The organism is Sphingomonas sp. TDK1 (genome assembly GCF_001650735.1).
Taxonomy (GTDB): domain Bacteria; phylum Pseudomonadota; class Alphaproteobacteria; order Sphingomonadales; family Sphingomonadaceae; genus Sphingomonas.
Map to the genome: position 1 here is coordinate 301,096 of NZ_LXVY01000048.1, position 16,602 is coordinate 317,697.

Below are 16,602 nucleotides of genomic sequence, written 5' to 3' on the forward strand. Positions count from 1 at the left end.
GGGCATGAAACCAGTCCGTACGCTCATCGTCGACGATAGCGCTTCCATGCGCGCGACGCTGAAGCGCATGCTCTCCGCCGACCCAGAGATCGAAGTGGTCGGCATGGCGCCGGAGCCGTTTGCGGCCCGCGACATGATCAAGGCGCTCAACCCCGACGTGCTGACGCTCGACGTCGAGATGCCGGGAATGGACGGCCTGTCGTTCCTCGAGCGCATCATGCGCCTCCGGCCGATGCCGGTGGTGATGTGCTCCACCCTCACCGCGCGCGGCGCGGAAGTGACCATCGAGGCGCTGCGCCTGGGCGCGGTGGACTACGTCACCAAGCCCAGCGGTTCGCCCGAGGACATCGAGCGCGACGCCGGCCTGCTCTGCGAGAAGGTGAAGAGCGCGGCGCGTTCTGTCGCCCGTGCCGGGCCGCAGCGCCTGCCGGTGCAGCCGAGCGTCGCCTCGGGGGGCGGTTCCGCCGCGCAGCTGATCGCGATCGGTTCGTCCACGGGCGGCGTCGAGGCGCTGTTCTCGCTGCTGCCGTCGCTGCCGGAAGATTCGCCGCCGATCCTCATCGTGCAGCACATGCCGGCAACCTTCACGCGCAGCTTCGCGCAGCGCCTGAACGCCGAGTGTCGCGTCAACGTCGTGGAAGCTACGGATGGTGCCCAGGTGACCCCGGGAACCGTCTATATTGCTCCTGGAGGCGAACGACATATGGAACTCTCGGGCGGTGCCAATGGCCGGATCAAACTGATCCCCGGCAATCCGGTGACCGGCCATCGTCCTTCGGTGGACGTGCTGTTCCAGTCGGTCGCGAAATTGGGTGCTGGTGCCGTCGGCGTCATCCTCACCGGGATGGGCAGCGACGGCGCACAGGGCCTGCTGGCGATGCGTCGGGCCGGTGCCCGCACGCTGGGCCAGACCAAGGAGACCTGCGTGGTGTGGGGCATGCCCCGCGCCGCAAAGGAAGCCGGTGCGGTGGAGAAGGAGGTTGGTCTGTCGGCGATGCCGGAAGCCATCCTGAAGGCTTGTCGAGAAACGGTTAAGGTTGGGAGCGCATAACAATGCCCGCTGCATCACAAATCAAGGTGATGGTCGTTGATGATCAGACCAGTATGCGGGCGATGATCCGTCGTGCGCTGCAGGACCTGGGGTTCAAGGACGTTCGCGACAAGGCCAGTGCGCCCGAGGCGCTCTCGGCGATCAAGAGCGATCGCGTCCACCTGGTGATCTCCGACTACAATATGCCCGAGATGGACGGGCTGCAGTTCCTGGAGGCGGTTCGCGCCGATCCGGTGATCGGCAAGACCGTGTTCATCATGCTCACCGGCTCGTCCGACCGCGAGGTCGTGCAGAAGGCGGCGGCGCTGGGCGTGAACAACTATGTCGTCAAGCCTTTCGCGCCGGCGGCGCTGAAGGAAAAGATCGAACGCGTCTTCGGCGAGCTGACCTGATATGCGCAGAGTTTCCATCGTACAGGGCGAGAACGCGGTGATCGCGGAGCCCCATGTCATGATTTCGACCCTGCTCGGGAGCTGCGTCGCCGCATGCCTCTACGACCCGGTCGCCAAGGTAGGAGGGATGAACCACTTCCTGCTCGGGGAGCCGGGCGCGGACCACAAGGTCTCGGGTTCGGACATGGCGCGCTACGGCGTCCATGCGATGGAACTGCTGATCAACAGCATGATGGCCAAGGGCGCGATGCGCACGCGGCTGCAGGCCCATCTCTACGGTGGTGCCAACATCATCTCCGGCCTGGGGAACATCGGCGCCTCCAATGGTGCCTTTGCCCGCCGGTTCATGGAGACCGAAGGAATCGCGATCGCGCATTGCGATCTCGGCGGCACGCTCGCCCGCAAGGTCGAGTTCCTGCCGCACGAGGGCAAGAGCCGCTGCACCAAGGTGGCGGAGCGCGTTCAGGAACGTCCGGTCGCCCCCCTGCCTGTTGCCGCCCCCGACGGAGAATTGGAGCTTTTCTGATGTCCTGCCTGCCCATGTCGGAACCATCCCACCCGCAGCCCCTGCCCGGCTACGACCCGTTCGCCGGCGTGCTGCACAGCGTCATGGCCGGCGAGATCCGCGAGATCAGCAAGAAGCTGGAAGGTCTGGCCGAAGTGCTCGTCTGCGACGAGCATTTCGCCGCCAACTATCTCGAGCAGCTTCAGGCGTTCGACTATCTGATCCAGCACGCCGACGAATGCGTGAACCTGCTGGAGCGGATCGCGGGCGGCGAGGATTCGCTGGCGGCGATCAGCCATGTCCGCCTCGGCGCCGTTCAGGAACGCCTGCGCAACGCGTTGAAGGGTCAGTAACATGGCCCGCGGGGGGGACGTTCGGCCGATCATCGTCAAGAAGGTCAAGAAAAGCGCGGCCGCGCACCATGGCGGCGCGTGGAAGGTGGCCTATGCCGACTTCGTGACGGCGATGATGGCCTTCTTCATGCTGCTGTGGCTGCTCGCCAATCCGGACAAGGACCGGCTGAAGGGCCTCGCCAAATATTTCTCGCCGACCATCGCAGACAGCGCGCCGTCGACCCCCGTCAGCAATTCGGCACCGGGCGCCGGCGGCCCCACCCGGCGCGCGGAAGCCGATCCCAGCGCCGCCAAGGGCCAGCCGACGTTCCAGGTGACGACGGCCGGCTCCGCGCGCGGCGGCACCGCCGATGTGCCGGCGACGATGCGCGTCATGGCTTCCGAACTGATGGTGGCGCTGGAAGCGACGCCGCAGTCGCAGGGCAAGAAGAATGTCGACGTCCAGCAGGATCGGCAGGGCGTGCGCATCACGTTGATGGACACCGATCAGCAGCCGATGTTCAAGTCGAATACCGCCGAGCTCAACCCCTATGCGCGGCTGCTGCTCACCAAGATCGCCCAGAAGATCTCCACCGTCGGCGCCCAGATCGCGATCGAGGGGCATACCGACGGCGCGGGCGGCCAGAGCGACGCCAACTGGCTGCTCTCCGGCCAGCGTGCGCTGGCGGCCCGTTCGGCGCTGGTTGCCGGCGGCGTGACGCCGGACCGGTTCGCCGAAGTGGTGGCGATGGGCGCGACCCAGCCGGTCTATCCGGACCAGCCGAACCGCGCCGAGAACCGCCGCATCAGCATCGTGCTCAAGGGCCAGACCTCGGCGCTCCCGACCGACTCCAGCTTCAAGTTCTGAGGGGCGGATCGTGAAAAAACTGCTGTTCCTCATCGTCGCGCTGCTTGCCGGCCTCGCCGCCGGCGGCGGCACCGCCTATGCGATGGTGAAGATGCTCGGCATCGGCGCCGCCCAGCAGGAGCCGGTGGCCGAGAAGGAAGAACTCGGCAAGTTCGTGCCCACCGGCAGGGTGCTGGTACCGCTCGTCTTCGCGGATGGCCACCTCGCCGGCTATGCCGCAATGGAGGTACAACTGGAGGTGGACGAAGCCAAGGCGGAGTTCGTCACCCAGCGGATGCCGCTGTTGCTCCACGCCATCAACATGCGCACCTATCGCACGCCGATGGCTGCAGGCCCGGACGGCATGCTGCCGGACCTGGAGGGCTTTCGTAAGGTGGTCGACGCCTCGGCGACCGAGGCATTCGGTCCCAAGGTCATCCGCAAGATTGCCGTCACTGCCGCCAACCCTGCCTGAACCTTCGTACGAATACCGATGCCAAGCTGAAGGTTTATTCATCCTATAATGAGGATAGGGCTGCATCGTCGCAGTTCAGCGGGGAGACAGACGCCGTGGGCGCAGCCGAACACCAGTTTGACCACAACAGCAGCGATCCCGGGCCCTGGCCCGAGCGTGCCCCGCGCACCGTGACGACGCTGATGGTGGGCAAGCTGATCTGCGCCGGCGCCGGCGAACAACTCTGCCGGGTCCGCAATATCTCCGCTACCGGCATGATGCTGGAAAGCCCCTTCCCGCTGCGCGAGGCAGATACGATCGTCGTCGAGCTGCGCGGCGGGCCGGTGCTGGAAGGCACGATCATGTGGGTGAGCGGCGGCCGCGCCGGCGTGCAGTTCACCGCGCCGATCGACGTCGAAGAGGTGCTGGCTGCCGCCAAGGGCAGCTCCCCCGCCGCCCGGTTGCGGCGCGCGGTGCCGCGTGCGCCGCGCTTCGCCATCGGCTGTACCGCGCGGCTGGTATGCAACGGCGTGTCCCACGTGGCCGTTGTCGAAAACATCTCGCAGAGCGGCGCCCGGATCCACCTGGCCAGCCGCCCGGAACTGGATCGCGTCGTGACGCTGGTGATCCCGGGGCTGACACCGCACAGTTGCACGATCCGCTGGAACGACGGCGAGTCCGCCGGCCTCGCCTTCATCGAGATGATTCCCTACGCCGAGCTCGCCGCCTGGCTTACCGAGATGCAGACGCAGCGCTGAACGCGCCCGCCGCGCCGTTCGGCGTCAGGCGACCGCCGCCGCACCCGCCGAAGCGCGCCGGCGACGCAGCGCCGCCCCGATGCCGCCCATGCCGAGGATAAGCAGCACCCAGGTGTCGCTTTCCGGCACCGCGCTGATTCCAAGCTGGCGGCCAAGCGCATCGGCGATCGCCTTGTGCACCTGCGTCGTGGGATGGATCGCGTCGAAATACAGGGCATTGCGGCAGTTATCGATCTGCGGCGACTTTCCTCCGAGGATCTGGCACGGCGTTGTCGTGTCCAGCGTGCTCGGCAGTCCGAAACTGGCGGGCGACTGGAGCAACGCATGTTCCAGCGCGAAGAGATCGAAATAGCTCGCCGTTACCCCGGGCACGGCGTCGATCCCTTCCGCTGCCGCCCGTAATCCGTAATTGATCTGCTGGGAGCGCGCCGAAAGCGCCTGCAATTGGCCCGGCACCGACCCTGCCTCCGCGATCGAATCCGGCAACAGCCCGATATCGGGCGCTCCGACGATCGCGAAATTGCGGGCTCCCAGCGCATATAGTCCCGACATCGCGTCGCTGAAGTCCGACAATGCGTTGGCGAAGCTGACCGCGCCGTTGACGTCGATGGTGTCGCGAACGTCATTGCCGCCGAACGTGAGCAGCACCAGGGCGTTGGGATCGATGGGCGCGCCCACGCGGTTCACATAGAGCCCCACCTGGGCAAGGAAGCTGGGACTGCGTTCCCCCTTCACCAACGCGGCCGTGGCCCCGCCGACGGCCAGATTGAGCCCGCCCGCCGCCAGCGGCGTGGCCGCATGACCGGTGATCGCGATGCTCAGATAATCCGCGAAATTGAATCCGTTCGAGAAGCGGCCGGCGAAATAGCCGTCCATCGGGTTCGCGGCGGCCCCGTTCGTGCCGGCAAAGGCATTGCCCGAGTCGACCAGACTGTCGCCAAAGACATAAAGCCCGGAATAGTGCGTTCCCGCCTGAGCGGCGACGGGAGCAAGGAACAGGGCGAACCCCGTGACGAGTCGCGCGAAAGCCAGCATGCAACATCCCCTCTTATTAACTACTTCTTAAGTGTATGAAGCAGCTTGTCCAAGAAGTTCATTTCAGGAACACGGCGCGGATCAGGTCAATACTGCACCGCAGCAGATCACACCCGAATGTCGAGCTTCGCCAGCTCCACCTGCACGCGCAGGTCTATGTCGCGCATAAGGGCGGCGAGGCCTGGATCCGTCGGCGTGGGCACGGCCTGCGACCATTCGACGATCTCGCGGAGGCGCGCGACGTTCGGCGTCCCGGCAACCAGCTCCTTGTGCAGCCGATCCAGCGCATCGATGCCCCGTTCGACATCGCGGGCCTGCTTGCGCCGACGCTCGGCAACCGGATTGTTCGCCGCGATCGCCACCAGCATCTGTACGCTGGTGGGCGACACTGTCGGCGGGGCGGCGAGCGGCTGTGCGGGCGCCGAGGTCTGCCCTTCGATACGGCTCGTCAGGCTGGGCACGGATTTAGGCAACGCCGCCAGCAGGTTGCGTGCCATCATCGGTGACAGGCTGTCGATACGCACGAAATCCGATCCTCTTGAGCCTTGTTGGCTCTCCTCTTCCTATAAGACGAGTAGCGTTAATTTTCCACTTGGCCCGAGAGGTTTATGTATCGTCTCTCTGCATCGTTCCTGGCGCTCGCGCTGGCCTGTTTCGGCGCGCCCCAGGCGATGGCCCAGACGCGGATCAAGGACATTGTCGACGTCGAAAATGTCCGCGAAAACCAGCTGGTTGGCTATGGCCTGGTGGTCGGCCTCGCCGGCACCGGCGATCGCATCCGCAATGCCCCCTTCACCGAGGAATCGATGCAGTCGATGCTCGAGCGGATGGGCGTTAACATTCGCGGCACCCAGATGCGCACGCAGAACGTCGCCGCCGTCTCGATCACCGCGACGATGCCCCCCTTTTCGCGCTCGGGTTCGCGGATCGACGTGCAGGTTTCCGCGCTGGGCGACGCGACCAGCCTCCAGGGCGGCACGCTGATCGCGTCCTCGCTTCGTGCGCTCGACGGCGAGATCTATGCGGTCGCGCAGGGGCCCGTGGCGGTTTCGGGCTTCAAGGCGCAGGGCGCCGCCGCCAATGTCAGCCGCGGCGTGACGACCTCTGCCCGGATCGCCGGCGGCGCGATCGTGGAGCGCGAGGTCCCCTATCAGCTGCGCTCGGCCAACAGCCTGAAGCTCGCGCTGAAGAACCCCGATTTCACGACCGCCGACCGCATCGCCCGGGCGATCAACGGCCGCTATCCCGGCGCTGCCCAGATGCTCGATCCCGCAACCGTGGAGGTCCGCCCGTCGAACCAGTTCGCCGGTTCGGTGATCGACCTGGTCACGCAGGTCGGCGATCTCGAGGTGAAGGTGGACCAGCCGGCCAAGGTGGTGATCAACGAGGCTTCGGGCACCGTGGTGATGAACAGCGACGTGCGGATCACCCCCGTCGCCATCGCGCAGGGCGGCCTGACCATTTCGGTGACCGAGACGCCGCAGGTATCGCAGCCCGCCCCCTTCTCGCAGGGACAGACGACGGTGGTGCCGCGCACCCAGGTGCAGGTGAATGACGGCAACGGCGCGAGCCTCGCCGTCATCAACGGTCCTTCGCTCAAGTCGCTCGTCAGCGGGCTCAACACACTGGGCGTCTCGCCGCGCGACCTGATCACCATTCTGCAGGCGATCAAGACCGCGGGCGCCCTCCAGGCCGAAATCGAGGTGCAGTGATGACCGATCTGACTCCCCTGCCCGCTTCTGCCGCCGCGGCTGCGGGCGCGCCGGCCAAGCCGGTGCCCAAGGTGGATCCCAAGAACGCCAAGACGGCGCGCGACTTCGAAAGCGTGTTCCTCGGCCAGATGACCCAGCTCATGCTCCAGAGCGTGCAGCAGGACGACCAGTTCAGCGGCGGCAACGGCGAGGAGATCTTCCGCGGCATGCTCGCGGAAAAGCTCGGCACGGAAATGTCGCGTCGCGGCGGAATCGGCCTGGCGCCGGCCGTTCTCGACCAGATCCTCAAGCTTCAGCAAGGACAGAAATGATCACCCAGCTCGTCGACGCGATGGTCTCCCTCACCTCCCTGATGGAGGAGGAGAGCGAACGCCTGGTCCGCACGCCGTACATGCGCGAGCTCGGCGAGATCGCCGATGCCAAGCTGCGCCTGGCCGGCCGCATCGAGGCGGAGATCGCCCGCCTGAAGCGCGAGCATCTCGACGACTGGCTCGACACGCTAGAACCGGAAGCCCGCGAAGCCCTGTCGGAAGCGAGCCGTGCGCTCCGCGACGCGTCGGTGGTGAACGCGCGGATCATCTCGCGACAGATCGAGCTGTCGTCGGAAATGATGGCCGCTATCGCCGCCGAGGCCCAGCGGCTGACCGGCAGCCGCAGCACGACCTACAGCGCCTGTGGCGGACTGACCGGCATTGATGCCCCTGCGCCCATTTCGGTTAATGCACGATTGTGAATATTTCTGAGATTCGTCTCATTGTGCAAACGATCGTTGCGGTGCGGCGAGCTTCTGTCTCGTTTTAGGGCAAGCGAACGCCTCGAAATTCCAAAATCCATCATGCAACCATCTGTTTTCATTTACAATTTTTGCTGTTCATCTCTCAGCAACTATCCTGTGGCGAATCCGGCGCGTTCGACTATACGGAAATGGACAGCACGTAAGGGAAAACGAGGTCCCCGCCCCGACTGATGGGAGCGGCTCCTAACGGCTGGCATTGGCATAGGGAGGTCTGGATTATGAAGTTCAAGTTGCTTATGGTTGCTGCGGTTGCGGCGAGCGCTCTTTCGATGGCCGGCACCGCGCAGGCTGCTAGCTACCCCTGCACGAACACCATTCAGTGCAACTTCGACGGCACTTCGGGCGGTCTGAAGGTCTATGTTCCGGCCAAGACCGAGAACACCGACATCTTCTCGATCACCTTCGGTTCGGCCGGCGTGTTCACCGTCAACCCGACCACCGCGTTCGGCAAGGTGCTGAGCTTCGTGTCGCTCGGCCTCAACGGCCAGAGCTTCACCAGCATCACCAAGGGTGACGACTATCTGTTCAACGTCACCAAGGCGGGCACCTACGACCTGACCGTGGTCACGAAGAACACCAGCGCCTCGCAGGCGAACTACTCGGCGAGCTTCGCGTTCGGCGCGGTGCCGGAGCCGGCTACCTGGGGCATGATGATCGCGGGCGTCGGCATGGCCGGTGGTGCGCTCCGTCGTCGCCGCAGCACGCGCGTCGCGGTCGCCTGATCGCACGCCACAGCGTGAAACAAGAAAGGGCCGCGAGTTTCTCGCGGCCCTTTTTTTTGTGCGTGTTCCGGTAGCGGGAAGCGAACGGAGGGCAGTCTCAGCCGTTGCCGCCCTTGCCGAGCGCGGTCTTCAGCAGCACCATCTGCTTGCGATAGATATTGGTCACCGCGCTGAAATCGGCCTGGACCTTGCCCATCTTCAGCAACTGGTCTTCCAGCGTGACATTGTTTCCATCCGGCTTGGTCTCGCTCACGTCCTTGTCGAACACGACGCCGCTGCCCATCGGCTGCACGGCACCGAGATTCTTCATCGTACCGGTCAACTCGACACGCGGCTTGGCGATGCTGATGCCGCCTGCTCCCTGGAGCAGATCGCCGAAATTAGGCTCGGACACGTCGCGCGACTTGTAGCCGGGCGTCTCGCTGTTCGCGAGGTTCTGCGAAATGACCTGCTGCCGCTGCGACAGGTTCTGCATCCGCATCTGGATCGCGGAGAAGATCGAAGGCATTTCGGACATGGATCAGAATCCTAAGGACGTGGGAATGCCGCCCGACAGTCGGGTGAGAGCGGCCTGGTAGTTTGCGAGCTGCGCCTTTTCGATCGACGTGTTGGTATTGCTGTTGCCGCCGGTGTTCTTGACACCATCGACCAGCGCCACCTTGGTATCGTCCCAGTAAAGCGAGCGATACGCGGTTTGCGTCATCGACAATGCGTCAGTGATCTTGGCGAGCGCGGCCTTGGCATTATCGAGGCTGGAAATGCTCAGCGCCTCGTTGAGGCCCAGGCTGAAATTGCCGCCCGGGCGGACCTTCGGCGCGCTGGCGGAAAGCGTCGCCTGTGCGGCGATGCGCTGCGGTTCCATGCCGAGCTTCGACAGCGCATCGACGCCGTCCGCGCCGGCGAGGATTTCGAGTTCGTGCCCGGCCTTCATCTGGATGCGCAGCGACTGCTTGCCGTTCACCGAGACGGCCGTCACGGTCCCCTTCGACCCGCCGATCATGCTCTGGATGCGGTCGGCGATCGTTTTGAACGTGTCGTCCTTCTGGATCAGCACCTTCCGGACGCCGCCGTCATCGGCCTTGATCGAGAAATAGTCGCCAGGGCGCAGCGCGGTCTGGGTGCCGACCTTGCTGGACACATCAGGATTGATCGTACCGCGGCCGAAGCCGAGCGCTGCGATGGCGTTGTCGCCGCCGACATCCGCAGCGATGCGGACAGGTTCGGTACGCTGCAGCGCGGCGCCGAACTGGTTGGTATGCGCAATCGCGCCCGTGGTCGTGTCGATCCGCGAAACGAAACCGTCGACCGAGCCCTTCTTGGTGGCCGCAAGATCCCCCGTGGTGCGACCGCCGACGTAGAGATCGTTGCCGAGAAAGGCGATGCTGTCGACCTGATCGTCCTTCGCGGACCCGATATAGGTGGTGCTCGCGCCCGAGAGCGCGCTGTCGATCCGCGTGACGAACCCGTCGCGATCGCCGCTGGTGCTGTTCACCTGGCTGCCGGACAGCGCGGCGCGGGTCGCCCCGCCTACCACGACCGTCCCGTCGGGACCGACGGCGATTGCCCGCGCATCCGCCGTGCCGAGGCTGATGCTGCCGAGACTGGTGCTGAGCGACGAGGCGCTCATCTTCTGCACGCTGGCGACACCGTTTGCCGACATCAGCGCGAGGAGATTGCCGTCCTTGTCCATGGCAAGCCCGTTGATCACGTCGGCCCCGCCGGTATCGATCACCCGCTTTTCGGCAATCTTCCCGGTGGCGTCCAGGCGGGCGATCACGGCGTCGCCGCCGTCCTTGTTGGAGACGCGGCCCGCGACGAAAACGGAGCCATCGGCACCGACCGTCACCGCCTTGCCGACATCGGCGCCGCCCGAGCGCAGCACCGTGGAGAATTTCTCGTCGCCATTGGCGGCATATTTGGCGACGACCATGTCACCATCGGTGCTCATGCCGTTATAGGCGCCGCTGACGGTGCCGGCGACGACGATGCTGCCATCAGACGCGACCTGGACCGACGCACCGCTGGACGTGCCCGCGGCGCCCAAGCTGCGCTGCCATACGACATTGCCCGCCCCGTCCATCTTGGTGAGGAACAGGTTGTTGTCGCCGTCGGAGACGTTGCTGCCGAGGTCACCCTTGGTGTTGCCGACGACATAGCTATAGCCCTGCGCGTCGGTGGTGATCGCCGCAGCATCGGTATTGGTGAAGACGTTGCTGGTCTTGGTCTGGTTGAAGACCGTCTTGCCGCTATTGTCCTTCGTCACCGTCACACCGGTGGCGATGGTTCGACCCGCCGCGACATTCTGCGCGGTGGCGGCGCGATCAAGCGCCTGGATGCTGGCGAGGGTGACCTTGCTGCCGGCGCCGCCCGGATCGTTGAGGCGAAATACCTGCGTCGCGGTGGGCGCATCCAGCGACGTCTGACCGCTGGCGACGACCAGGGCATCCTTCGAGCCGATCTGGTCGATGCGGACCTTCTCGAGGCCGCCCGGGGAGTCGAGCACGAGGTTCCACTTGCCGTCCGTGGCCTTGGCCTCGAAGCGCGCACCCCATTTGGTGACGGGATTGCCCTTGCTGTCCAGCTTCGTCGAGCCGTCGGCATTGGTCACCACCGCCGAGCTGATCTGCGCATTGATCGACGCTGCCACCGAGGTGATCGTCGGCGGCTGCGGTCCGGTCGAAAGATCCACCGTGAAGGTCTGGCTGGTGACGCCCGTGCTCTTCGTGGTGCTGAGCGTCACGCTGAACTTCTCCGTGCCGGTAAGCCCGGGCAGCGGATCCGTGCTCTTCGACGTCAGCGGCTTGCCGGCGACTTCGAAGGAGTGGTCGGCCTTGATCTGCATCGACGTGGCGCTGGTCGAAGTCTTGTCGAACGCGAGGTTGACCTTGTCCGACGGCGCGCTGGCGAGATACTTCTGGAGGTCCGCCAGCCCCTTCTGGAAAGCCTTCTGATAGATCGCGCGCTGGCCGTCCGACGTGCCCTTGGCGTTCGCCGCCTCGGCCAGCACCCGCAGCTTGTCCAGCGCCTTGTACGCCGTGAAGCTGGTCTTCACGTCGTCGTTCAGGATGTTTCCCTGGCTGTCCTGGCTCTGCGGATCGATGATGGTAGGTTTGGCGAGGATCGACGTCAGCTGGCTGGACGAGGAGGTGGCGGCCCTCGGATCCTTCCATGGCGGCGTGGTCGTGGGTGCCGTGAACTGCGCCTTGGCCACGCGCACGGCCTTGCTCTCGAAGGTAGGGGCGGCGAAGTTGGCAGAATTCAAGGCATTCTGCCCGGTGAGGATACTCAGTCCGATGAGATTTGCCGATAAATTAACCATGATCCGATCCGTCCCTTCCCCATTTGAATCTATAATAGAGGAGAGCGCGGCCTTGCGGGTGCGCGCGGACCATTTTCTGCAGGGATGAGCATGGCTTCTGTCGCCACGGTGGGTGAACCGCCAGAACTGAAGAAATTCTCCGGACCGCAGCGCGCGGCCGCGCTGATGCTCGCGCTCGGCAAGGAGCATGGCGCGCCGATCTGGGACCAGCTCTCCACCGACGAGATCAAGGAGCTCTCCTCCACCATCTCCAGCCTGGGCCGCATCCCCAGCGTCGTCGTCGAATATCTGCTCGTCCAGTTCACCGGCGAAGTGGCGAGCATGGCCTCGCTCCACGGCAGCTACGAAACCACCGAACGCCTGCTCGCCGGCATCCTGCCGAACGACAAGGTGAAGGAGATCATGGAGGATATCCGTGGTCCCTCGGGCCGGACGATGTGGGACAAGCTGTCCAACGTTTCCGAAACGGTGCTGGCGGGTGCGCTGAAGCAGGAATATCCCCAGACCGTCGCCGTCATCCTCTCCAAGCTGCGTCCCGACCATGCCGCCCGCGTGCTGGCCGAGCTGCCGCGCGAGTTCGCCGTGGACGTTATCATGCGCATGCTGCGGATGGATACGGTGCAGAAGGAGGTCATCAACCAGGTCGAGCAGACGCTGAAGACCGAGTTCATGACCAACCTTTCCCGTTCGCAGAAGCGCGACCCGCACGAGAGCATGGCCGAGCTGTTCAACTCGCTCGACCGCTCGACCGAGGAAGCGATGCTCACCGCGCTCGACGCCAAGGCGCCGGAAAGCGCCGAACGCATCCGCGCGCTGATGTTCACCTTCGAGGACCTGTCCAACCTGCTGCCGCCGGCGATCGCATCGATCGTCCGCAATGCCGACAAGCGCGAGATGGCGCTGGCACTGAAGGGCGCACCGGATCAGCTGAAGCAGATGTTCTTCAACGCGATGACCGAGCGTGCCGCGAAGCTGATGCGCGAGGACATGGCCGGCATGGGCCCGGTCCGCGCCCGCGATTGCGAAGAGGCCCAGTCGAGCCTCGTCCGCCTGGCCAAGGACCTTGCCGATCGCGGCGAGATCCTGCTGGTCGATCCCAAGTCCGACGACGCGATGATTATCTGAGGAGCATGGCAGCATGAGCATCCATGTCGAACGTTTCGCCTTCGATCGTGTCTTTTCGGCCCCCGTGCCGGACAAGAAGCTGGTCGACGAGGACGCGCTGATCGAACTCGCCGCGCTGCGCGCCGAGATCGCGCTGCTCAAGGCCGATCAGCAGGCGGTGATCGATCGCGCGCGTGCCGAAGGCTATGAGGCGGGCCTCGCCCAGGCCCGGGCCGAGCGCGAAGTGGCGCTGCTGAGCGCGGTCGATGCGCTGCACGCCGGCATCGAGGTGATCGACGCCCAATTCACGGAAATCACCGAGCGGGTGACGAGCGAGGCCACGGAAGTCGCGCTTGCCGCCGCCGACCATATCGCCGCGCGCGCCATCGAGCGCGCGCCCGGCGAGGCGATCGATGCGGCGATCGGGCGGGTACTCGGCCAGGTCGCGCGCGGCACCGAGCTGCAGGTGCGCGTCCACCCCGATCTGGTGGACGACATCGAAGCCAAGATCGCCGACCGCCAGTCCAAGGATCGCCGCAAGCTGAGCCTCACCGTCGCGCCGGATGCGACGCTGGCGCTGGGGGACGCGCTGATCAACTGGGACGAGGGTGGCCTGACGCTCAACGCGCAGCAGCGGCGCGACGCGGTGGCCGCCGAGCTGGAGAGCCTGCTGCTGCACTGAAACCGGCGAGCGGAACGGCCTTTCCCGCCGACGGTTGACCCCCTTCGAAACCGTGAAGGGGATTTAACATGCCGCAGCCCGTTCGTTTTTCGCCCAGCGTCGAACAACCCCAGCCCGACGAGGCGGAGACGATCGCCGGACTGAAAGAACAGTTCCAGAAGATCCTCGACACGACCTCGCAGGATTACCGGCACGCCGTCCGATCGGTGCACGCCAAGGGCCATGGTGTTGCGCGCGGCACGTTCACGGTTGCGGAGAATCTGCCGCCCGAACTGGCGCAGGGCCTGTTCGCCACGCCCGGCCGCCATGAGGCGATCCTGCGCTTCTCCACCAATGCCGGCGACATTCTGGACGACTCCATCCGCCTGCCCCGCGGCGTCGCGCTGAAGGTGCTGGGCGTGGAGGGCGAGCGCCTTCCCGGTAGCGAAGGCGACACGACGCAGGACTTCGTGATGGTCAACGCACCGGCCTTCGCCGCGCCGGACGCGAAGAAGTTTCTCACCAACCTCAAGCTGTTGGCTTCCACCACCGACAAGGCGGAAGGCGCGAAGAAGCTGCTTTCCGCCGTGCTGCGCAGCTTCGAGGCGGCGCTGGAGGCGGTCGGCGGCAAGTCGGCGCTGCTCAGCACCTTGGGCGGCGCCAAGCCCGTCCACCCGCTGGGCGCGACCTATTACAGCCAGACGCCCTATCGCTATGGCGAGTACATCGCCAAGTTCCAGCTCGTACCCGTTTCCGGCATCAAGGACTTCGCCGACGAGACGATCAATGCCACCGGCCGCCCGGACGCGATCCGCGAAGCGGTGAACGAGTTGCTGTTGGAACAGGGCGGAACCTGGGAGCTCCGCGTGCAGCTGTGCACCGATCTCGAGGAAATGCCGGTCGAGGATGCCTCGGTCGTCTGGGACGAGGACGAAAGCCCCTATCGCACCGTCGCGACGCTGCAGGTCGAGCCGCAGGCGGGCTGGGTGCCTGGCGAAAGCGACCGGATCGAGGACCGGCTGTCCTTCGCGCCCTGGCACGGCCTTGCCGCGCACCAGCCGCTTGGCGGCGTCAACCGCGCGCGCAAGGAACCGTATAAATTCTCGGCAGACTATCGGGGCCGCTTCAACGGCTGCCCGATGCATGAGCCGCGGGTCCTGGACGATCTGACCGTAGAAGCCTGAAGGGCGGAGGCCGCTGCGAGGCGGCGGCCCCTTCCCTTTTCCGCGCGATCAGCCCCGATGCGGATCGCGCGGATGTCCCGGCGGAGGTCCTGGATGCGGCGCCTGCGGATGCGGCCGCGCCTGCTCTGCATGGGCCGCGGCCTGCGCACGCTGCTGCTGCGCCATCTGCACCCGCGCCTGCGCCTGGCGCTGTTTCGCCTGCGCGTGCTCAGCCTGCGTTTGGCGCGCGCGTGCGGCGGCCTGGGCCTGTTGCTGCGCCCGCTCTTCCATCGCCCGTTGCTGTGCCTGCTGGCGCTGGGCAGCCTGTGCCTGTGCGCGTTGCTGCGCCTGTTCGCGCTGGGCCATCTGCTGCATCTGCCGCTGCTCGGCCAGCTGCGCCGCATGCGCGCGCTGTGCAGCCGCCCGAGCCTGGGCTTGTTGCTGCGCCTGCGCCTGGCGCTCCGCCACCAGTTGGCGCGCCCGCTGCTGGTCTGCGGCCTGCTGGGCCTGCCGCCGTTCCGCCTGCTGACGCGCTTGCTGCTCCGCGAGCTGCCGCTGCATCGCCTGCTGGTTCGCACGCTGCTGCGCCTGCTGTTGCCAGATGCGCCGCTGCTCCGCCTGGGCCTGGGCCTGTTGCTGGGCACGCTGCTGTGCCTGGCGCTGTTCAGCCTGTCGCTGCGCCAGCTGCTGTGCCCGGATCTGCTGTTCCTGGCGTTGCGCCTCGGGCTGGCGATCACCGCCGAACCAGCTGGGCAACCAGCCGCGATGCGGCGGCGGCGCGGGCGGTATATAGGCCACAGGCTGGGGTGCGGGGGTGCGGAAACCCTGTTGCTGCCAGGCCGCAAAGCGCTGGGCGGCGAAGGCGCGCTGCTCGCGCTCCTGCTCCCAGGCGTTCCGCTCCTGCGCGGCATGGGCCTGCCGATAGGCTTGCCATTCCGCCTGCCGCGCCTGTGCCGCCGCCCACTCGGCGTTGGCGGCGGCGATCTCTGCGCGGCGTGCTGCCCAATTGGCCGCGACGACGCCGCGATGCTCGCGCGCTGCGGACAGACGATAGAGATACTCGGCGCGGTCGTAATAGCGCGAGGCGATATCGGCGCGGCCGACATAGGCCTCCGGCGGCAACAGGTCCCCGCCATCGTCATAGACCGCGACGAGATCGCCGCCGGAATAGGCGTAGCTGTAGTTGGGATCCCGCACGAGATAGGGCGTGTCGGCGCCCGGCTGATAGTAATAATAGCGATAGCCGCCGTCGATCGGCTCGGCATAGCGCCGGTCGCCGACGCTGGTTTGCCACACCCAGGGCGATACGCGCCCATCGTCATAGGCATAGTCCGGCGGCGCATCGCCGATGGCGTTCGCGACGCCTTCCGCCCGATCCAGATAGGCATAGGCATCGCTGCGCCGTGCCACCTGCGCCACGCGCACACGGCCGGTCGCCGGCAGGGCCTGGGCGGGCGGCGCGGCGGCGAGGGACGTCGCCGCGCCCGGTTGCAGCGGCACTGCGGCAGGCAGCGCCGGCAGTGCGTCGACCATATTGCCCATCACGGCGTTCGCGGCGGCCTGATGCGCCGGGGTGCCGGGATTGCACCCCGCCAGTGCCAGGGCGAGCACATTTGTGCCGAGCATGGCGGGGCGTCTCCAAGGATCGGACATGGCAGCTCCTCACTTCCTGCCCCCTTGTCCCGCATTCTGCCGGATCTCGGCTGAACCGGGGCTGGCGCCGGCGTTCATCGGCCGTCAAACGTCCAACG

The 16,602-nt window shown here is 66.0% G+C and carries 19 protein-coding genes; 14 read left to right on the top strand and 5 right to left on the bottom strand.

What is annotated here, in order from left to right; all coding sequences use genetic code 11:
- Positions 1 to 4: 4 nt before the first annotated feature.
- The 7 genes from A7X12_RS24335 (at position 5) to A7X12_RS24365 (ending at position 4,339) form a co-directional block, all read left to right on the top strand.
- Positions 5 to 1,051 carry a protein-glutamate methylesterase/protein-glutamine glutaminase gene (locus A7X12_RS24335; protein ID WP_064314001.1) on the top strand — a complete coding sequence of 349 codons (1,047 nt, stop codon included), beginning with the start codon at positions 5 to 7 and terminating at the stop codon, positions 1,049 to 1,051.
- A gap of 2 nt (positions 1,052 to 1,053) precedes the next feature.
- Positions 1,054 to 1,443: a response regulator gene (locus tag A7X12_RS24340; protein ID WP_064314002.1), complete on the top strand. Its 390-nt coding sequence runs from the start codon at positions 1,054 to 1,056 to the stop codon at positions 1,441 to 1,443.
- A gap of 1 nt (position 1,444) precedes the next feature.
- Positions 1,445 to 1,969: a chemotaxis protein CheD gene (locus A7X12_RS24345; protein ID WP_064314003.1), complete on the top strand. Its 525-nt coding sequence runs from the start codon at positions 1,445 to 1,447 to the stop codon at positions 1,967 to 1,969.
- Positions 1,969 to 2,301 carry a hypothetical protein gene (locus tag A7X12_RS24350; RefSeq protein ID WP_064314004.1) on the top strand — a complete coding sequence of 111 codons (333 nt, stop codon included), beginning with the start codon at positions 1,969 to 1,971 and terminating at the stop codon, positions 2,299 to 2,301. The genes A7X12_RS24345 and A7X12_RS24350 overlap by 1 nt, the downstream gene beginning before the upstream one ends.
- A gap of 1 nt (position 2,302) precedes the next feature.
- Entirely contained in the window at positions 2,303 to 3,148 is an 846-nt protein-coding gene (locus A7X12_RS24355; RefSeq protein ID WP_064314005.1) for a flagellar motor protein MotB, read from the top strand.
- Positions 3,149 to 3,158: 10 nt separating this feature from the next.
- Positions 3,159 to 3,602, top strand: coding sequence for a hypothetical protein (locus A7X12_RS24360; RefSeq protein WP_064314006.1), 444 nt, complete (start codon positions 3,159 to 3,161; stop codon positions 3,600 to 3,602).
- A 95-nt stretch (positions 3,603 to 3,697) separates the two neighbouring features.
- Positions 3,698 to 4,339, top strand: coding sequence for a PilZ domain-containing protein (locus A7X12_RS24365; RefSeq protein WP_064314007.1), 642 nt, complete (start codon positions 3,698 to 3,700; stop codon positions 4,337 to 4,339).
- Between the two features lie 24 nt (positions 4,340 to 4,363).
- Here the strand turns inward: A7X12_RS24365 and A7X12_RS24370 are convergent, their stop codons facing one another.
- Together A7X12_RS24370 and A7X12_RS24375 are read right to left on the bottom strand one after the other, a co-directional pair.
- Positions 4,364 to 5,374 carry an SGNH/GDSL hydrolase family protein gene (locus tag A7X12_RS24370; protein ID WP_064314008.1) on the bottom strand — a complete coding sequence of 337 codons (1,011 nt, stop codon included), beginning with the start codon at positions 5,372 to 5,374 and terminating at the stop codon, positions 4,364 to 4,366.
- 107 nt (positions 5,375 to 5,481) lie between these two features.
- Positions 5,482 to 5,898, bottom strand: coding sequence for a flagellar assembly protein FliX (locus A7X12_RS24375; protein ID WP_064314009.1), 417 nt, complete (start codon positions 5,896 to 5,898; stop codon positions 5,482 to 5,484).
- 84 nt (positions 5,899 to 5,982) lie between these two features.
- On the opposite strand from A7X12_RS24375, the gene A7X12_RS24380 reads away from it, so the two are divergent.
- The 4 genes from A7X12_RS24380 to A7X12_RS24395 all read left to right on the top strand — a co-directional run bounded on the left by A7X12_RS24380 (position 5,983) and on the right by A7X12_RS24395 (position 8,604).
- Positions 5,983 to 7,086: a flagellar basal body P-ring protein FlgI gene (locus A7X12_RS24380; RefSeq protein ID WP_064314010.1), complete on the top strand. Its 1,104-nt coding sequence runs from the start codon at positions 5,983 to 5,985 to the stop codon at positions 7,084 to 7,086.
- Positions 7,086 to 7,397 (top strand): rod-binding protein, encoded by a 312-nt coding sequence (locus A7X12_RS24385; protein WP_084446081.1) that lies wholly within the window; start codon positions 7,086 to 7,088, stop codon positions 7,395 to 7,397. The genes A7X12_RS24380 and A7X12_RS24385 overlap by 1 nt, the downstream gene beginning before the upstream one ends.
- A complete protein-coding gene (locus tag A7X12_RS24390; protein ID WP_064314011.1) occupies positions 7,394 to 7,819 on the top strand; it encodes a hypothetical protein in 426 nt (141 codons plus the stop codon). Before A7X12_RS24385 ends, A7X12_RS24390 begins: the two co-directional genes overlap by 4 nt.
- A 281-nt stretch (positions 7,820 to 8,100) precedes the next feature.
- A complete protein-coding gene (locus tag A7X12_RS24395; protein ID WP_064314012.1) occupies positions 8,101 to 8,604 on the top strand; it encodes an FxDxF family PEP-CTERM protein in 504 nt (167 codons plus the stop codon).
- Positions 8,605 to 8,701: 97 nt separating this feature from the next.
- Here A7X12_RS24395 and A7X12_RS24400 read toward each other — a convergent pair whose 3' ends face one another.
- Positions 8,702 to 9,121 (bottom strand): flagellar basal body protein, encoded by a 420-nt coding sequence (locus A7X12_RS24400; protein ID WP_157105719.1) that lies wholly within the window; start codon positions 9,119 to 9,121, stop codon positions 8,702 to 8,704.
- 3 nt (positions 9,122 to 9,124) lie between these two features.
- Positions 9,125 to 11,866, bottom strand: a complete 2,742-nt coding sequence (locus tag A7X12_RS24405; RefSeq protein ID WP_232318676.1) for a hypothetical protein — start codon at positions 11,864 to 11,866, stop codon at positions 9,125 to 9,127.
- 147 nt (positions 11,867 to 12,013) lie between these two features.
- On the opposite strand from A7X12_RS24405, the gene A7X12_RS24410 reads away from it, so the two are divergent.
- The 3 genes from A7X12_RS24410 (at position 12,014) to A7X12_RS24420 (ending at position 14,872) form a co-directional block, all read left to right on the top strand.
- Entirely contained in the window at positions 12,014 to 13,048 is a 1,035-nt protein-coding gene (locus A7X12_RS24410) for a flagellar motor switch protein FliG (protein WP_064314135.1), read from the top strand.
- 13 nt (positions 13,049 to 13,061) lie between these two features.
- On the top strand, positions 13,062 to 13,709 hold the full coding sequence (locus tag A7X12_RS24415) for a FliH/SctL family protein (RefSeq protein WP_064314014.1): 648 nt from the start codon (positions 13,062 to 13,064) through the stop codon (positions 13,707 to 13,709).
- A 68-nt stretch (positions 13,710 to 13,777) separates the two neighbouring features.
- Positions 13,778 to 14,872 (top strand): catalase family protein, encoded by a 1,095-nt coding sequence (locus A7X12_RS24420; RefSeq protein WP_064314015.1) that lies wholly within the window; start codon positions 13,778 to 13,780, stop codon positions 14,870 to 14,872.
- Positions 14,873 to 14,920: 48 nt separating this feature from the next.
- Here the strand turns inward: A7X12_RS24420 and A7X12_RS24425 are convergent, their stop codons facing one another.
- The gene (locus tag A7X12_RS24425) at positions 14,921 to 16,477 is read right to left on the bottom strand and encodes a hypothetical protein (protein WP_064314016.1); all 1,557 of its coding nucleotides are present in this window, start codon (positions 16,475 to 16,477) and stop codon (positions 14,921 to 14,923) included.
- Positions 16,478 to 16,602: the final 125 nt, after the last annotated feature.